Source organism: Aeromonas media, assembly GCF_020423125.1.
GTDB lineage: Bacteria > Pseudomonadota > Gammaproteobacteria > Enterobacterales > Aeromonadaceae > Aeromonas > Aeromonas media.
Genome location: NZ_CP075564.1, coordinates 3,498,920 through 3,513,282 on the forward strand (window position 1 = coordinate 3,498,920; position 14,363 = coordinate 3,513,282).

The following is a 14,363-nucleotide window of genomic DNA, read 5'->3' on the forward strand; positions in this document are numbered from 1 at the left end:
CGATCATGCCAGGTACGGGGTGCATACCATCAGGGACGATAACAAGGACAATCCCATGTCATACCAGAAACTCGAACAACATCAGCAACAACTGCACCGCCTCTCCCACCTGTCCGCCATCTGCGGCTGGGATCAGGCCGCCATGATGCCGGAGGGCGGCAACGAGGCCCGCGCCGAGGCGATGGCGGAGCTCGGCGTGCTGATCCACGGCAAGCGCACCGCCCCCGAACTCGGCGACTGGATTGCCAAGGCCGAGAGCGAACCGCTGGACGCGATCCAGCGCGCCAACCTCGCGGAGATCAAGCGCCACTGGCAGGATGCGAGCCTGCTGCCAAGCGAGCTGGTGGAGGCGCTCTCCTTGGCCGGCAGCAAGTGCGAGCACGCCTGGCGCCGCCAGCGCAAGGAGAACGACTGGGCAGGCTTTGCCCCTAACCTCGAGGAGGTGGTGCGCCTGTCGCGGGAAGTGGCACGGCTTCGCGCCGAGGCGCTCGGGGTGCGCCCCTATGACGCCATGCTGGCGCTGTACGAGCCCGGCATGACGAGCGAGAGACTGGACCAGATCTTCGGCGATCTCACGAGCTGGCTGCCCGGCCTCATCCAGACCGTGAGCGAGCGGCAGAAGAGCGACGCCATCCTCACCCCACAAGGCCCCTTCCCCATCGCGACGCAGCAGGCGCTCGGTCAGGAGGTGATGGGGCTGCTCGGCTTTGATTTTACCCACGGCCGGCTCGACGTGAGCAGCCACCCGTTCTGCGGCGGTGTGCCGACGGACGTGCGCATCACCACGCGCTACAACGAGGACGAATTCGTCTCCAGCCTGATGGGCATAGTCCACGAGACGGGCCACGCACGCTACGAGCAGGGGCTGCCGCGCCATCTGCTTGGTCAGCCGGTCGCCGAGGCGCGATCCATGGGCATTCACGAGAGCCAGAGCCTGTTCTGCGAGATGCAGCTCGGCCATGCGCCCGCGTTCCTTTCGCTGCTAGCGCCGCGCATCCGCGCGCACTTCGGCGAGCAGGCCGCACTCGCACCGGCGAACCTCGAGCGGCTGTACAACAGGGTCGAGCCCGGTTTCATCCGCGTCGATGCGGACGAGGTGACCTACCCGGCGCACGTCATACTGCGCTACGAGCTGGAGCGCGATCTCATCGAGGGGCGCATCGAGGTCGCGGACATACCGGCGCTGTGGGACGGCAAGATGCAGCAGTGGCTCGGGCTGTCCACGAAGGGCAACTACCAGAATGGCTGCATGCAGGACATTCACTGGACGGACGGCTCGTTTGGTTACTTCCCGAGCTACACGCTCGGCGCCATGTACGCAGCGCAGCTGCGCTTCGCGCTGGAACGTGAACTCGGCGACATGGGGCAGCTCATCGCGGCGGGCCGCCTGCCGGAGATCTTTGGCTGGCTCGGCCGCCACATCTGGTCCCAGGGCAGCCTGCACGGCACGGACGAGCTCATCCGTCGCGCGACCGGCGAGGCGCTGAATCCGCAGTGGCTGCGCAAGCACCTCGAGCAGCGCTATTTGAAGTAAGCGCCTTCCCAGGGCGCAGCCTCGCGCTGCGCCCTGTTATCCTCTCCCCGAGCGCCCGACTTTTTTTGCTATCCCTGTCCGTTTTTGGCTAGTCACCCCTCTCGCCCCCGCTTAGTCTCTGGGACATGCCCACAGAAATCCGAGTCATGCCATGACCACAGTGCCCTCACATGAATCCCCCAGGGACGAGGTTATTCCCGGCCTCACGCGCGAGCAGTGCCATGCCGCCCGGCTAGCGCGAGACGCGCGTTTCGACGGCCGCTTCTTCACCGGCGTGCTGTCCACCGGCATCTATTGCCGCCCCATCTGCCCTGCGCGGGCGCCGCACGAGCACAACGTGCGCTATTTTCGCTTCGCGGCGGCGGCGGAGCAGCACGGGCTGCGCCCCTGCCTGCGCTGTCGCCCGGAGCTCGCACCGTCCCAGAGCGGGGATCTGCCGCCGCTGGTCGCCCAAGTGCTGGCGCGCATCGAGCGCGGTGAGCTCGCGGAGCACAGCCTGGGCGCGCTCGCGGCGCAGGCCGGGATCACTGAGCGCACGCTGCGGCGTCAGTTCGAGCAACACCTCGGCGCCTCGCCAAAACAGGTGGAGCAGACGCGCCGCCTGTTGCTCGCGAAGCGGCTGCTGACGGAGACGCGGCTGCCCATCACGGACGTCGCGTTCGCGTCGGGCTTTGCGAGCATTCGCCGCTTCAACGATGCCTGGCACCAGGCGTACGGACTGACGCCCGGTGCCCTGCGCAAACAGGAAGGCGGTGCGCCAGCGCAGACACCGCAGGCAAGCCTGCAGTTGCAACTGATGTATCGCCCGCCGTTCGATGCGCAGGCCATGCTCGCGTTCTACCGGCTGCGCGCCATTCCGGGGCTGGAACGGGTGGATGAGCACGGTTATGAGCGACGCCACCGGGTTGGTGAGCAGGAGGGGCTCGTCCGCATCGAGCCCCTTGAGGGGAACAGGCTCAGGCTGACGGTGCAGGATCTGCCGCCGAGTGCACTACCGGACATCCTGTATCGCGTGCGCCGCATGTGGGATCTCGATGCGGACATGGTGCGCATCGGCAAGCAACTCGGGCAGGATCCGCTGCTGGCGCGGATACAGGGGCGCTGGCCCGGGGTGCGACTGCCGGGGGGCTGGGACGAGTACGAGGTGATGCTGCGCGCCATCGTCGGCCAGCAGGTGTCGGTCAAGGGCGCCATCACCATCATGGGGCGCCTGGTGGCGCGCACCCTGGCGCAGTTCGGCACGGCGCAGCTACCCACGCCGGCGCAGTTGTGCGAGCTCAATCTCGACGGCATCGGCATGCCGGGCAGCCGCATCCGCACGCTGCAGGGATTGGCCTCGGCGCTCGCGAGCGGCGCGCTCACCCTTGGCAGCGCGAGCGACGAGCAACTGCTCGCGCTGCCGGGCATTGGGCCCTGGACGGTCGCGTACTGGCGGCTGCGCTGCGGGCTGGACACGGACGCCTTCCCCGCCTCGGATCTCGTGCTGCAAAAGGCGCTGGGGGGCGGCACCAAGCTGCCGGTAAAGGAGGTGGAAGCGCGCAGCACCCCCTGGCAACCGTGGCGCGCCTATGCCGCGAGCTGGCTGTGGCACGCCATGAGCGAGCAGCCCGCGCTGCTGACAGACCCGACCCGGGCAAACCCGGACAACGAACCCAAGGAGACAACCCCATGATCCGTTACGATATGTTGCCCACCCGCTGCGGCGATCTGCTGGTCGCCATCGATGAGCGCGGTCTGGTGCACGTGGACTTCGTGGCCGGGCTGCGGCCGCTGCCAGACATGAGCGACTGGCGGCAGGACGGCGAGGCGCTCGCCCCCTTCCTCGCGGAGTTTCGAGACTACTTCGCGGGCCGGTTGCAGCGCTTCACGCTGCCGCTCGCGGCGCGGGGCACGGCGTTTCAGCAGGCGGTGTGGCAGGCACTGTGCGACATCCCCTATGGCGAGACGCGCAGCTACGGCGACATCGCCCGCGCCATCGGCAAGCCGAGCGCGAGCCGTGCGGTGGGCGCCGCGAACGGCCGCAACCCGCTCTCCATCATAGTGCCCTGCCATCGCGTGATTGGCCAAAGTGGCAGCCTGACCGGCTATGCGGGCGGCCTGCCCATCAAGCAGGCGCTACTGCACCTCGAGGGGATTTCGCGCTGACCCACGGCTCTGTGTTTCCACAACCAGGGGCCGTCCGGCCCCTGGCCATTCATCCCATCCAGCCTGCACGGCCAGACAACACCTCGTCTGGCACCAACCAGACAAGAGATTGAAAAAAAACGGTTATACCGATGACTCCGAGAGAAGGTGAAAGCGGGACGCCGCCCCCGGGTTGAATACTTGCCGGTCACTGGCCTCAAAGCACGGCGCCGACGGGAGTTTGGGCGAATACTTCGAATACCGGGATGACGCTGCGCGTTGGCAGCTTGCTGACTATCGAGATCACGGCGTGTTTCCTGGCGATCCGATCGCGGCTATCGCCGCGATCCGTTTGAAACGAGGAGGAAACATGTCCACTCCAGTCACCGTCACTGAATTCCAGGTGAAGTCCCACGGCGCCCCAGACGAGGTGCGCACCCCCGACAAGACCCGGGTCGAGGTCGTCAAACTCGATGGCTACACCATAGGGCGGTTCAACTTCGCCCCCGGCTGGCGCTGGTCTGACTGCATCAAACCGGTCGTCAAAACGGAGCAATGCCAGCTCTCGCACCTGGGTTACGCCGTCTCGGGGTCGCTCACGGTCCGTCTCGCAGATGGCACCCTCAAGACCATCAACGCCGGGGAGTCCTACACCATTCCACCGGGGCACGATGCCTGGGTCGAGGGCGATCAGCCGTTCGTTGGCATCGAGGTGCTCAGCGCCGATCAGTTCGCCAAACCATAGTGTGTCGTCGGCAACCTGCCAGGGTTGCGACCGAACCCACCGGTGGGCGCTCGCCCACCGGTACAGACCTCCCAGCAGCCTCGTCTTGTCCACCCGTCATGGTTCCACAGCCATACCGTTTCCCCCTGACGACTGGAGGCGTAGGCAAGAATTCAAATGGTGGCTTGCCCGCATGTGTGCCCGGCAGCCCTAGCGTCCCTTGCTCAGGGCCGCTTTCAGTGCCGGGTTGAAGACGCGCTTGAGGGAGGCGGGGTTGTTCACCAGCTTGGCCGCCGGGCGGCGCGGGCGCCTGACCAGCTCGCCGCCACAGTTGGGGCAGGTCAGGTGCAGATACTGATCGTTGCACTCGGCGCAGAAAGTGCACTCGAAGGAGCAGATATAGGCCGTCGCCGTGTCGGCGGGCAGATCCCGGTCACAGCATTCACAGTTCGGTCTGAGTTCAAGCATGGCAAGTTCCTGACACATAAAGGGAAGCGGGAAAGAGGGTGGCTCAGTCGACGATAAAGAGCCGGGCGCCCTGCTCGGTGTAAGAGCGATGGGGCTCGGCGTTGTCCGCCACCTGATAGCTCATGCCCGGCGTCAGGCTCTGTGGGTCAATCTCATACAGCTTGCGCTGGGCGGGCACAACGGGGCCATCAACAATGGGGCGAACATTGGCAATACGCCAAGCCCAGTAGCCGGGCACCCAGCCACTCGAGCAGGCGGCGGCGACTTCATCGGGTTGCCATTCATGAACCTCTTCAATGTCGACGATCGCAACGACTTTGCCATCAGGATCGACAGACATATCGAGAGATAAAAATACTGAATTTTCAACGACCAATAGATCACGAACAGGCAAAGATGGGGGGCACCAAGAACGGACTTCCAATGTCTTTTTACCTGAGGCGATATTTGTACCGTGTGGACTGACTATCGAGAGTGCGAGCATAGATCCGTCTAAACCTCATTCCTTGGGGTGATAACACAGACATAGAGGCTCGAATAAGGCATCGAGCCTCTCACGAAGAAAGATGACAGCTCCTCTTCGCAGTTCCCCCTGATAAGAGCACACTCCTTCCCCCAAGTCATGGCCCACTCTGGTGATGGATGCCTGACACCGGGCATCCCCCAGAAAGGGGGCCAGGACTAGGCCATCACCCCTTTAGGCTGCCCATCACCTGCATCTCGCAGCGATGGCAGTCAAAGCGCAGGCGGAAGCTGTCCTTGCCCATCTTGAGCTCCAGCGGCTCGGCCTTGAGGCCGGGCACCTCCTTCGGGCAGAGGTGCTGGCTGTAGCGGATGCAGTGCTTCGTTGTCATCAGCACCACCTCCCCCAGCTCCTGGTTCGCCTCATAGGCGGGGGCGATGCGCCCCACCCCGTGCTCGCGAAAGAAGTCCTCGGCCGCGCTGTTCAGCACGTTGCCGAGGTAGGAGAGCCGGTGCTGGGGATAGATGGCGCCTCGCAACGGGATGCGCCGCTCGGGTCGCCGGTAGGCGGCCAGACGCGCCGCCTCCAGGGCGGCAATGCCGTCCCGGCGCAGGCCGTTGAGCATGGATGCGGCAATAAACAGCGGCCTCGTCAGCACCAACTCAATCTGGCGCGCCACAAACAGGGTGTTGCCGAGTTTGCCGAGCTGGTCGCGCGCCTGTTGCAGCGCCCGCGCCGGGTTGTCGGCCGGCTGCTTGTCGCAGGGAAGCGTGACGCCGGCGCCGACGCCCTGCTCGTCCACAAGTTCGAGTCGCAATCCCTCATCGCACTCACAGAGCCGCATATCGACCCGGATGCGGCGAGCGGCGCTGGCCTTTTCCAGAAGCTTGCTGAAGGCCTGATCGTGGTTGCGGTAGATTTCGGCGCCGACCTTGAGCCCGGGTATGGGCCCCGACAGCAGCAACTGCTTGCCATCCACCTTGTTCAGGCGCATCCCCACCAGCTCGCCCCCCGGCTTGAAGAAGCCGAGGCCGTCGCCATTGTTGAGGGTCACGGGTTTGCCGTCGATCTCGATGCCATCTCGGGTCACCCTGCTGACGCGCCCGAGCGGCTCACCCAGATATTTCGGGCTGCGCGGCGAGTCGATGTCCGGCTTTCGGCCATGGAGGAAGTAGTCGGTGCTGCCCCGGTTGAAGCTCTTCTTCGGATCCGGCGTGAAGCCGTAGCTGCAACGACCGGCGGAGGCGGCCACCAGATCGGGGCGGCGCTCCAGGATGGAGTCCAGCTTCTGGCGATACCAGGCGGTGACGTTTTTGACGTAGTCCAGCCTCTTGAGGCGCCCCTCAATCTTGAAGGAACGGATGCCCGCGGCGATCAGCGCCTCCAGGTTCACGCTCTGATCCATGTCCTTCAAGGAGAGCAGGTGACTGTTCTCCACCAGCACCTCCCCCCCTGGCGTTTGCAGGGAGCAGGGCAGCCGGCAGAGCTGGGCACACTCACCACGGTTCGCGCTGCGCCCGGTGCGGGCGTGGCTGATGTTGCACTGACCGCTGTAGGAGACGCACAGGGCGCCGTGGATAAAGAATTCCAGCTGCACCTGGGTCTGGGCGCTGATGGCACGGATCTGCTCTAGGGACAATTCCCGGGCCAGCACCACCTGGGAGAAACCCACGTCCTGCAGAAACTTCACCTTTTCCGGCGTGCGGTTGTCGGTCTGAGTGCTGGCGTGCAGCGCGATGGGGGGCAGATCCAGGGCCAGCAGCCCCATGTCCTGCACGATAAGCGCATCGGCCCCGGCTTCGTAGATCTGGTGGGTCAGGCGCCGGGCCTGCTCCAGCTCGTGGTCATGCAGCAGGGTGTTGAAGGCGACGAACACCTGGGCGCCGAAGCGGTGGGCGTGGCGGGCCAGCGCTTCGATATCTTCGAGGGAGTTGCCCGCCGCGCTGCGGGCGCCGAAGGCGGGGCCGCCCATATAGACGGCATCGGCGCCATGGTTGATGGCTTCGATGCCATAGGCGAGGTTCCTGGCCGGGGCCAGCAGCTCGAGGCGGTTAGTCTGGGTGTGATCCTGCATGGGTCTGGTCTGAAGGCGGACGAGAAATGCCCGTCACTCTAGCGAGACCGGGCGCCCTTCACCTTGATCCCGCTTAAGATCACCGCAGAATGCAGGATTGACCTGGTACACGGAAAAGCACATATGGCTGCCCCCTCATCCCCAACCCTTCTCCCGCCAGGGAAGAAGGGAGCAGAGAGAGGGTGCCGACTACGCTGGCACCCAACGCGGGTCTAGATCACCACCTTGAGCGCCAATCCCAGCAACACCAGGCCGCTGACCTTGTCGATCACGAAAGACTTGGCCTTGAGCCAGGCCAGCACAGGACCACGGGAGAGCACCAGGGCCACCAGCACGTACCAGAGCGCGTCTATGCCGCCGGCGGTCAGCATCATGATGCTCCCCTCGCGCCAGCCGGTATCAGCGTGCACGAACTGGCTGAACAGGGCGATGAAGAAGATGGCAAGCTGGGGGTTCAAGAAGGCCACCATAAAGCCTTCGAATGCCCCCTGACGACCACGGGCACCGTGCACCGTCTCGTCGGCAGCGTCGCCACTGGCGGGCTTGGCCAGCAGCGCCTTGACTCCGAGCCAGGCGAGGAAGGCGGCGCCGCCGTAGCGGATCAGATCAAACAGCAGCGGGGTCTGGGTGATCAGCAGCGAGAGACCCAACGCCGTGATGAGGGCGTAGATCCCCACCCCCAGGCCGTGGCCGAGCGCCGTGGCCACCCCGTGGCCCTGCCCCCCCTGTACCGTGTTGCGGATGATCAGCGCCAGGCTGGGCCCCGGACTGATGGCCCCCATCGCGCAAATGGCGGCGAGCGCCAGCCAACTCGTCATTTCCATACCCTTTCCTTCTCTCTAGTCGAATGTCTCTAACTGGGATCAGGGTAGGAGGCGGCCAGCTATGCCAGAAGTGAAAGTTATGAATAGAGTCCATAGCCAACGGCTATAGGCTGGCATAACCGACTGCCCTAGCGGAGCGGGTCTGCCTTCAGCCCCAGCTGTTTGCGGCTCTCCCCCAGGGTGCGCTGCAGATGATCCCGCAGGAAGGGGTAGGCCAGCTCGCGAAACCAGCGGTGGGCCGGATCCAGGTGGTGGCGCTGGTGCCATAGCAGATGATACTGCTGCACCCGGGTGGCGAAGGGCAGATCACAAAAACTCAGGGCGTGCTCCCGGGAGAGCTGCCAGGCGATGTGGGCCGGGGTGGTCATCAGGCAGTCGGTACGCAGCAGCACCTCCACCGCGGCCTGGAAGAAGGGCACCCGGGCAAACCAGCGGCGGGAGAGCCCCCGGGGCGCCAGCACCTGCTCCACCGGGCTGTCCTTGTCGCCGCCGCCGCTCACCTGCAGATGGGGCCAGGCGAGGTAGTCATCCAGGCTGGGCGCCGTGCCCGAGAGCGGATGGTGGCGCCCCATCAGCATCACCAGCCTGTCCTCCCCCTGGTGCAGCCCCCGGATCTGATCCGGCACCAGCTCGGTGATGGTGGAGACCAGATCCAGCTCGGACTGCCACAGCTGCGGCAGCTGGCGCTTGTCCCACAGGCTGTACTCCAGCGCCGCCCGGGGCGCCGCCCTGGCCAGCGCCGCGCAGATGTCGGGCAGGATATGCTGGGCCACGTAGTCGGAGGAGGCGAGCCGGAACACCCGCTCGCAGCGCTCGGGGGCAAACTCCGGCGCCGCATAGAGCCGATCCAGTGCACCGAGCGAGTCGGCCAGCGCCGCCGCCAGACTCTCTGCCCGCGGCGTCAGCAGCCAGCGCTGCCCCTCCCGCACCAGCAGCTCGTCACCAAACTCGCTGCGCAGCTGGCCGAGCTGCTTGCTGATGGAGGGCTGACTCAGGTGCAGCAGCTCAGCCGCCCGGCTGATGTTGCGGGTCTCCAGCAACACCTTGAGGGTGGGCAACAGGTTGAGATTCGCTTTGTGCACTGACAACACCTCGGGAAGGGAGAACCTGGGTCGGGCTCTCATCTTAAGACAAGGAGGCGCGGGAATTTAAGCAAAATCACGACCTTGTTCCCCCTGCGCCCCCTTGCGCTCCCCTCCCCGCGGGATGACACTGGAAACCCTGTACGACATAATTGCGCAATGTCTTCCGCCCGCGGGCGATCCACAACAAGAAGCGATAACAAGATGAAATACGCCAATATCACCGGCTGGGGCAAATGTCTGCCTCCCGCAGTGCTGACCAACGATGCCCTCAGCACCATCATGGATACCTCGGATGAGTGGATCTATCCGCGTACCGGCATCAAGGCCCGTCGGGTCTCCCATGTCAGCACCCAGGCACTCGCCACCCTGGCCGCCCGCCGCGCCCTGGCCTGCGCCGGTCTGGACGCCGGTGAACTCGATGGCATCATACTCGCCACCGCCACCCCGGGCACGCTGGTGCCCAACTGTGCCTCTGCCGTGCAGCAGGCCCTGGGCGCCCACAAGGCGGCGGTGTTCGACCTCAATGCCGCCTGTACCGGCTTTGTCTACGCACTCTCGGTCGCCACCTCCCTGGTGCAGACCGGCATGATGCAGAAGGTACTGGTGATAGGCGCAGAGCGCCTCACCCAGTTGCTGGACTGGGCCAAGCGCGACACTGCCGTGCTGTTTGGCGACGGTGCCGGCGCCGTGGTGATAGAGGCGAGCGAGCAGAAGAGCGGCCTGATTGCCAGCAAGCTCGGCTGTGACAGCGAGGCGCGAGAGATACTGCACGTGCCGAACTTCGGCACCGATCGGGTGCGTTTCGCCGACATCGACGGCCTGTTCACCTTCAACTTCGAGGGGCAGGAGATCTTCAAGCGCGCCGTGCGCGGCATGGGCGAGGCCACCGGCGTCGTGCTGACCCAGGCCGGCATAACCCCCGAGCAAGTCGACCTCATAGTGCCGCACCAGGCCAACGTGCGCATCATAGAGACCCTGGCCAAGCGCATGAACGCCCCCATGGAGAAGGTGATGGTCAACATAGAGCAGTACGGCAACACCTCCGCCGCCACCGTGCCCATCGCCCTGTGCGAGGCGCTGGAGCAGGGCCGGGTCAAGCCAGGCAGCTATCTGCTCACCGCCGCCTTCGGGGCCGGCCTGACCTGGGGTGCCGCCCTCATCAAATGGGGCGAGCGCGTCACCCCGCTCGGCCAATGTGACGAGGAGCTGCCCCCCTGCGAGCAGAGCGCCCTCGAACTCATCGCCCACGCGGTGCAGGGTTGCCAGCAGGCGCGCCCCTCCGACGCCTGAGCCTCGCCACTGCCATCCTTTGCCGCATAAAAAAGAGGAGCCCATCGTGGCTCCTCTGTGTATCTCCTCCCTGCCGACCTCCGCTGTGGACATCGACATAAAAGTCATTGAAAAGCGTGAATTTTGAGCGAGAGATATCAAAAAATAACCAGTCGACACTTTTTTGTCGTCATAATGCGGCCTGGGGGTTCACAAGCTTGCCGGATCTGGTAGTATGCGGCCTCGCACTTGGGGAGGGGTTCCCGAGCGGCCAAAGGGATCAGACTGTAAATCTGACGGCTCTGCCTTCGAAGGTTCGAATCCTTCTCCCTCCACCATTCAAGTGCGAACAATCAGGAAAATACCGCGTGGAGGGGTTCCCGAGCGGCCAAAGGGATCAGACTGTAAATCTGACGGCTCTGCCTTCGAAGGTTCGAATCCTTCTCCCTCCACCATCTTCCTGTATTGCATGCAAGGCCTGTAAAAAGTAGTACCCCTGTGGAGGGGTTCCCGAGCGGCCAAAGGGATCAGACTGTAAATCTGACGGCTCTGCCTTCGAAGGTTCGAATCCTTCTCCCTCCACCATCCTTCAGAAAACCCGGCCTTGCGCCGGGTTTTCGCTTTTCTGGAAAGATTCCATTCGGCACTGTCAGATCTGACAATTGCCCTGCTCCGCGTTTTTCGAAACAGTGGACTCCTCACCGTCAGGAGCCACCTCGCATGTTTGCAATCTGGGATGAAACCGGCCAGGAGCAGGGCTTGAGCCTGCCCCAGCTGCAGCAACGGCTGCGCCATTATCAAGGGGACGTCATGGTGCGTTATCTCAATCGCCTCGGCCTGTCGACAACCCTGTTTCTAACCATCCATCAGGGCCAGGCCTACCAGCGCTTCAAGGCCGGCACACCGCCACTGGACTGGGAGTGGCTGGCCCAGGCCATGCATGGTACGCCCATCCTTGATGCCGGAGGCCACCAGCCGGAACACGCACTTCGCTGACACCTCACCCGACCTCCCTGGGACCCATTTCATCACGCGCCCCTGCTTCCTGACGGATCTCCCTCGCGACTCTCCAGCCAGCCCCTGCCCACGCAAGCAGCAGGTTGATTATCAGACAATTCCTACAGCGGCTGGATGACTGCGCCTTGTATGATGCGCAGCCATATTCGTCCATCAGGTGAGTGCCATGTTTGCGTTCAAAGAAGAGTATCCGATGAGTGCCATGGCAATGATGGCCATGGCAGATGTTGCCGTTCCCTTTTACCAGCCGATCATCGGTCGGGACCGTCAGGTCAAGGGGTACGAGGCGCTGGCCAGGCGCTGGGATCCGGTGGCGCAATGTTATCAGGGCATCGATTTTGCCTCGCTCAGCCAGGACGAGTCCCTGCATCTGGATATCGTCATGCTCAGGGCCATACTGCGCGACCTGCCCGTACTCGCGCAAAAAGGCCCCTATACGCTCTCCATCAACCTCAACCCGGCGCCTTCCAGTCCGACCTATCAGAATCTGTTGCTGCTGGTGTTGATACAGGCCCGCAAGGTGGGGATCGACATCTGGTTCGAGGTGCTGGAGCACACCCGGCTGGAGAGCCAGTACAGGGCGCTGATAGAGGTGCTGCGCGCCCATGGCGCCCACATCGCCTGCGACGACTTCGGCTCCCTGGAGTGCAACTTTCAGCGGCTGATGGCACTGCCCTACGAGGTAGTCAAGCTGGATCGCTCCCTGCTGCTGCAGGCGGCGTGCACCTCACACGCCTTGAAGATGCTGGTGGGGCTGGTGAAATACCTGCAGCGACTCGGCATGGCCGTGGTGTGTGAAGGGGTGGAGACCCAGACCCATATCGAGATAGCGAACCGCCTCGGCTGCGACTACCAACAGGGCTACGCCTACGCCATGCCCTCCCCCCTCTCCCGCTGGTTCTGAACACCCGGAGCCAGAGGCCAACGCCTCCTGTCCCTTCCTTCTTTCTCGCTGGTCCTGAACACCCGGAGCCAGAACGCCAACGCCTCCTGTCCCTTCCTTCTTTCGCTGGTCCTGAACACCCGGAGCCAGAGCGCCAACGCCTCCTGTCCCTTCCTTCTTTCTCGCTGGTCCTGAACACCCGGAGCCAGAGCGCCAACGCCTCCTGTCCCTTCCTTCTTTCTCGCTGGTCCTGAACACCCGGAGCCGGAGCGCCAACGCCTCCTGTCCCTTCCTTCTTTCTCGCTGGTCCTGAACACCCGGGGCCCTGGCTGCCGACTCATCCCGCCCCCTTCCTCTGCTCGCGCTGTGAATGGTCTCACAGTTTGGCTCATTCAGAACCCGTTTCGGCCCCGCATCTCTATAATGGGCCCGCCTGGGCTTCTTTGACTCTCAGGCATAACCTGTTGATGCTACGGAATATTACAATGAAAAATATCAGCAAATCCCTACTGGCCGCTGCCATTTCCCTCGGATTGATGGCAGGCTGTAACAGCCAAAATGACTCCGAGACCCCGACCCCCATGGTTCGCTTCGCTACCTTCAACCTCTCCTTCGATCGCACCGCCGCCGGCATGCTCGCCGGTGAACTGGCCCTCAGCCGCACCGAGCAGGATGCCCTGCTGGCCCGCCTCGCCGATGGCACCTTGAGCGGCGCCGAGAAGACCAAGGCCCTCGACGTGCAGCAGATCCGCAACATTGCCGAGATTATCCAGCGCGCCCGGCCGGACGTGTTCCTGCTCAACGAATTCGACAATGACGGCAAGGGCAGCGACACCACGGACCTCAAAGCCTTCAACGACAACTACCTGGCCCATGCCCAGCACGACGAGGTGAAGGCCATCAGCTACCCGGTGCTGCAGAACTTCGCCACCAACACCGGTCTGATGAGCGGCCATGACCTCAAACTGGACGGCAAGATCAACAACGGGCCGGACGACGCCTGGGGCTTTGGCAACTACCACGGCCAGTACGCCTTCGCCGTGATGTCCCAGTACCCCATCGATACCAAGCAGATCCGCACCTTCCAGAAATTCAAGTGGAAGGACATGCCGGGCGAAGTGAACCCGGTCATCGACGACTGCAACAATGCCAAGGCGCCGATCCCGGCCGGCCGCCAGTGTGGCGATGCCTGGTATGACGATGCCGCCTGGCAGGCCTTCCCGCTCTCGTCCAAGAACCACGCCGACGTGCCGGTGCGCATCAAGCGCGGCAACAAGGAGGAGGTGATCCACTTCCTCATCTCCCACCCGACCCCGCCCATCTTCGGCAACGCGGCGCGCCACAACGTCAAGCACAACCGGGCCGAAGTCGCCTTCTGGCAGGACTATGTAGAGACCGCCAGCTACATGGTGGATGACGCCGGCAAGGCGGGTGGCTTGGCCGAGGGTGCCAAGTTCGTCATCGCCGGCGATCTCAATGCCGATCCCCAGATTGGCGATGGGGATCTCACCGCCATTCAGGATCTGCACAACCATGTGCTGGTCAATCAGGCCGTCACCAACGGCGCCCTGATCCCGGTCAGCCAGGGCGGCCCCGAGTGCCTCGCCAGCCAGCCGGATCAGTGCAAGCGCAACAACAACCGCCCCACCCCGGAGCGCATCACCAGCAGCAGCGGCCTGCAGCTTGACCACGTGCTGCCCTCCGCCAACCTGAACGCGGTCGCCTCCGGCGTGTTCTGGCCGGCCAGCTTCGAGCCTGGCTACCACCTGGTGTATGACGCCAAGCTGGGCATCGCCAAGGGCGTCAGCTCGGATCACCGCCTGGTGTGGGTCGACTTCAAACTGTGACAGTGACGCAGAGCAGATAAGCAACGGGGCCCGCAGGCCCCGTTTTCATTA

General features: G+C 64.0%; 13 protein-coding genes and 3 tRNA genes. 11 read left to right on the forward strand and 5 right to left on the reverse strand.

All coding sequences use genetic code 11. The features are described 5' to 3' along the window. Nucleotides 1-55 precede the first annotated feature (55 nt). The 4 genes from KI797_RS16105 (at nucleotide 56) to KI797_RS16120 (ending at nucleotide 4,403) form a co-directional block, all read left to right on the forward strand. A complete protein-coding gene (locus tag KI797_RS16105; RefSeq protein WP_226170072.1) occupies nucleotides 56-1,534 on the forward strand; it encodes a carboxypeptidase M32 in 1,479 nt (492 codons plus the stop codon). A gap of 151 nt (nucleotides 1,535-1,685) precedes the next feature. Continuing rightward, the gene (locus KI797_RS16110) at nucleotides 1,686-3,206 is read left to right on the forward strand and encodes an AlkA N-terminal domain-containing protein (RefSeq protein ID WP_226170075.1); all 1,521 of its coding nucleotides are present in this window, start codon (nucleotides 1,686-1,688) and stop codon (nucleotides 3,204-3,206) included. Beyond that, complete coding sequence (locus tag KI797_RS16115) at nucleotides 3,203-3,679, forward strand: methylated-DNA--[protein]-cysteine S-methyltransferase (protein ID WP_218409689.1); 477 nt, start codon at nucleotides 3,203-3,205, stop codon at nucleotides 3,677-3,679. Before KI797_RS16110 ends, KI797_RS16115 begins: the two co-directional genes overlap by 4 nt. 349 nt (nucleotides 3,680-4,028) lie before the next feature. Next, the gene (locus KI797_RS16120; protein WP_041206310.1) at nucleotides 4,029-4,403 is read left to right on the forward strand and encodes a cupin domain-containing protein; all 375 of its coding nucleotides are present in this window, start codon (nucleotides 4,029-4,031) and stop codon (nucleotides 4,401-4,403) included. Between the two features lie 189 nt (nucleotides 4,404-4,592). On the opposite strand, the gene KI797_RS16125 is transcribed toward KI797_RS16120, so the two are convergent. The 5 genes from KI797_RS16125 to KI797_RS16145 form a co-directional block, all read right to left on the reverse strand. Further along, nucleotides 4,593-4,850, reverse strand: coding sequence for a DUF1272 domain-containing protein (locus tag KI797_RS16125; RefSeq protein WP_171272476.1), 258 nt, complete (start codon nucleotides 4,848-4,850; stop codon nucleotides 4,593-4,595). Nucleotides 4,851-4,893: 43 nt separating this feature from the next. Next, a complete protein-coding gene (locus KI797_RS16130; RefSeq protein ID WP_226170078.1) occupies nucleotides 4,894-5,334 on the reverse strand; it encodes an ASCH domain-containing protein in 441 nt (146 codons plus the stop codon). Between the two features lie 205 nt (nucleotides 5,335-5,539). Beyond that, nucleotides 5,540-7,387 (reverse strand): peptidase U32 family protein, encoded by a 1,848-nt coding sequence (locus KI797_RS16135; protein WP_226170081.1) that lies wholly within the window; start codon nucleotides 7,385-7,387, stop codon nucleotides 5,540-5,542. Nucleotides 7,388-7,599: 212 nt separating this feature from the next. After that, entirely contained in the window at nucleotides 7,600-8,211 is a 612-nt protein-coding gene (locus KI797_RS16140; RefSeq protein WP_226170084.1) for a LysE family translocator, read from the reverse strand. 128 nt (nucleotides 8,212-8,339) lie between these two features. Next, complete coding sequence (locus KI797_RS16145; RefSeq protein WP_226170087.1) at nucleotides 8,340-9,293, reverse strand: LysR family transcriptional regulator; 954 nt, start codon at nucleotides 9,291-9,293, stop codon at nucleotides 8,340-8,342. A 204-nt stretch (nucleotides 9,294-9,497) separates the two neighbouring features. Here KI797_RS16145 and KI797_RS16150 point away from each other — a divergent pair, with 204 nt between their 5' ends. From KI797_RS16150 to KI797_RS16180, 7 genes are all read left to right on the forward strand, one after another. Then, nucleotides 9,498-10,586 (forward strand): ketoacyl-ACP synthase III, encoded by a 1,089-nt coding sequence (locus KI797_RS16150; RefSeq protein ID WP_226170090.1) that lies wholly within the window; start codon nucleotides 9,498-9,500, stop codon nucleotides 10,584-10,586. Between the two features lie 232 nt (nucleotides 10,587-10,818). Continuing rightward, nucleotides 10,819-10,903, forward strand: a tRNA-Tyr gene (locus KI797_RS16155). A gap of 32 nt (nucleotides 10,904-10,935) precedes the next feature. Then, a tRNA-Tyr gene (locus KI797_RS16160) sits at nucleotides 10,936-11,020 on the forward strand. Nucleotides 11,021-11,065: 45 nt separating this feature from the next. Continuing rightward, a tRNA-Tyr gene (locus tag KI797_RS16165) sits at nucleotides 11,066-11,150 on the forward strand. Between the two features lie 135 nt (nucleotides 11,151-11,285). Next, complete coding sequence (locus KI797_RS16170) at nucleotides 11,286-11,561, forward strand: hypothetical protein (protein WP_226170093.1); 276 nt, start codon at nucleotides 11,286-11,288, stop codon at nucleotides 11,559-11,561. A 187-nt stretch (nucleotides 11,562-11,748) separates the two neighbouring features. Continuing rightward, complete coding sequence (locus tag KI797_RS16175) at nucleotides 11,749-12,486, forward strand: EAL domain-containing protein (protein WP_226170096.1); 738 nt, start codon at nucleotides 11,749-11,751, stop codon at nucleotides 12,484-12,486. Between the two features lie 464 nt (nucleotides 12,487-12,950). After that, a complete protein-coding gene (locus KI797_RS16180) occupies nucleotides 12,951-14,312 on the forward strand; it encodes an endonuclease/exonuclease/phosphatase family protein (RefSeq protein ID WP_226170099.1) in 1,362 nt (453 codons plus the stop codon). The last annotated feature ends 51 nt before the right edge of the window (nucleotides 14,313-14,363 follow it).

Excerpts from the sequence above, each read along its gene's own strand:
- KI797_RS16125 (WP_171272476.1), bottom strand. The coding sequence starts at position 4,850 with ATGCTTGAACTCAGACCGAACTGTGAATGCTGTGACCGGGATCTGCCC.
- KI797_RS16115 (WP_218409689.1), top strand. The coding sequence starts at position 3,203 with ATGATCCGTTACGATATGTTGCCCACCCGCTGCGGCGATCTGCTGGTC.
- KI797_RS16140 (WP_226170084.1), bottom strand. The coding sequence starts at position 8,211 with ATGGAAATGACGAGTTGGCTGGCGCTCGCCGCCATTTGCGCGATGGGG.
- KI797_RS16130 (WP_226170078.1), bottom strand. The coding sequence starts at position 5,334 with ATGCTCGCACTCTCGATAGTCAGTCCACACGGTACAAATATCGCCTCA.
- KI797_RS16105 (WP_226170072.1), top strand. The coding sequence starts at position 56 with ATGTCATACCAGAAACTCGAACAACATCAGCAACAACTGCACCGCCTC.
- KI797_RS16120 (WP_041206310.1), top strand. The coding sequence starts at position 4,029 with ATGTCCACTCCAGTCACCGTCACTGAATTCCAGGTGAAGTCCCACGGC.
- KI797_RS16150 (WP_226170090.1), top strand. The coding sequence starts at position 9,498 with ATGAAATACGCCAATATCACCGGCTGGGGCAAATGTCTGCCTCCCGCA.
- KI797_RS16110 (WP_226170075.1), top strand. The coding sequence starts at position 1,686 with ATGACCACAGTGCCCTCACATGAATCCCCCAGGGACGAGGTTATTCCC.
- KI797_RS16175 (WP_226170096.1), top strand. The coding sequence starts at position 11,749 with ATGTTTGCGTTCAAAGAAGAGTATCCGATGAGTGCCATGGCAATGATG.
- KI797_RS16170 (WP_226170093.1), top strand. The coding sequence starts at position 11,286 with ATGTTTGCAATCTGGGATGAAACCGGCCAGGAGCAGGGCTTGAGCCTG.
- KI797_RS16180 (WP_226170099.1), top strand. The coding sequence starts at position 12,951 with ATGAAAAATATCAGCAAATCCCTACTGGCCGCTGCCATTTCCCTCGGA.
- KI797_RS16135 (WP_226170081.1), bottom strand. The coding sequence starts at position 7,387 with ATGCAGGATCACACCCAGACTAACCGCCTCGAGCTGCTGGCCCCGGCC.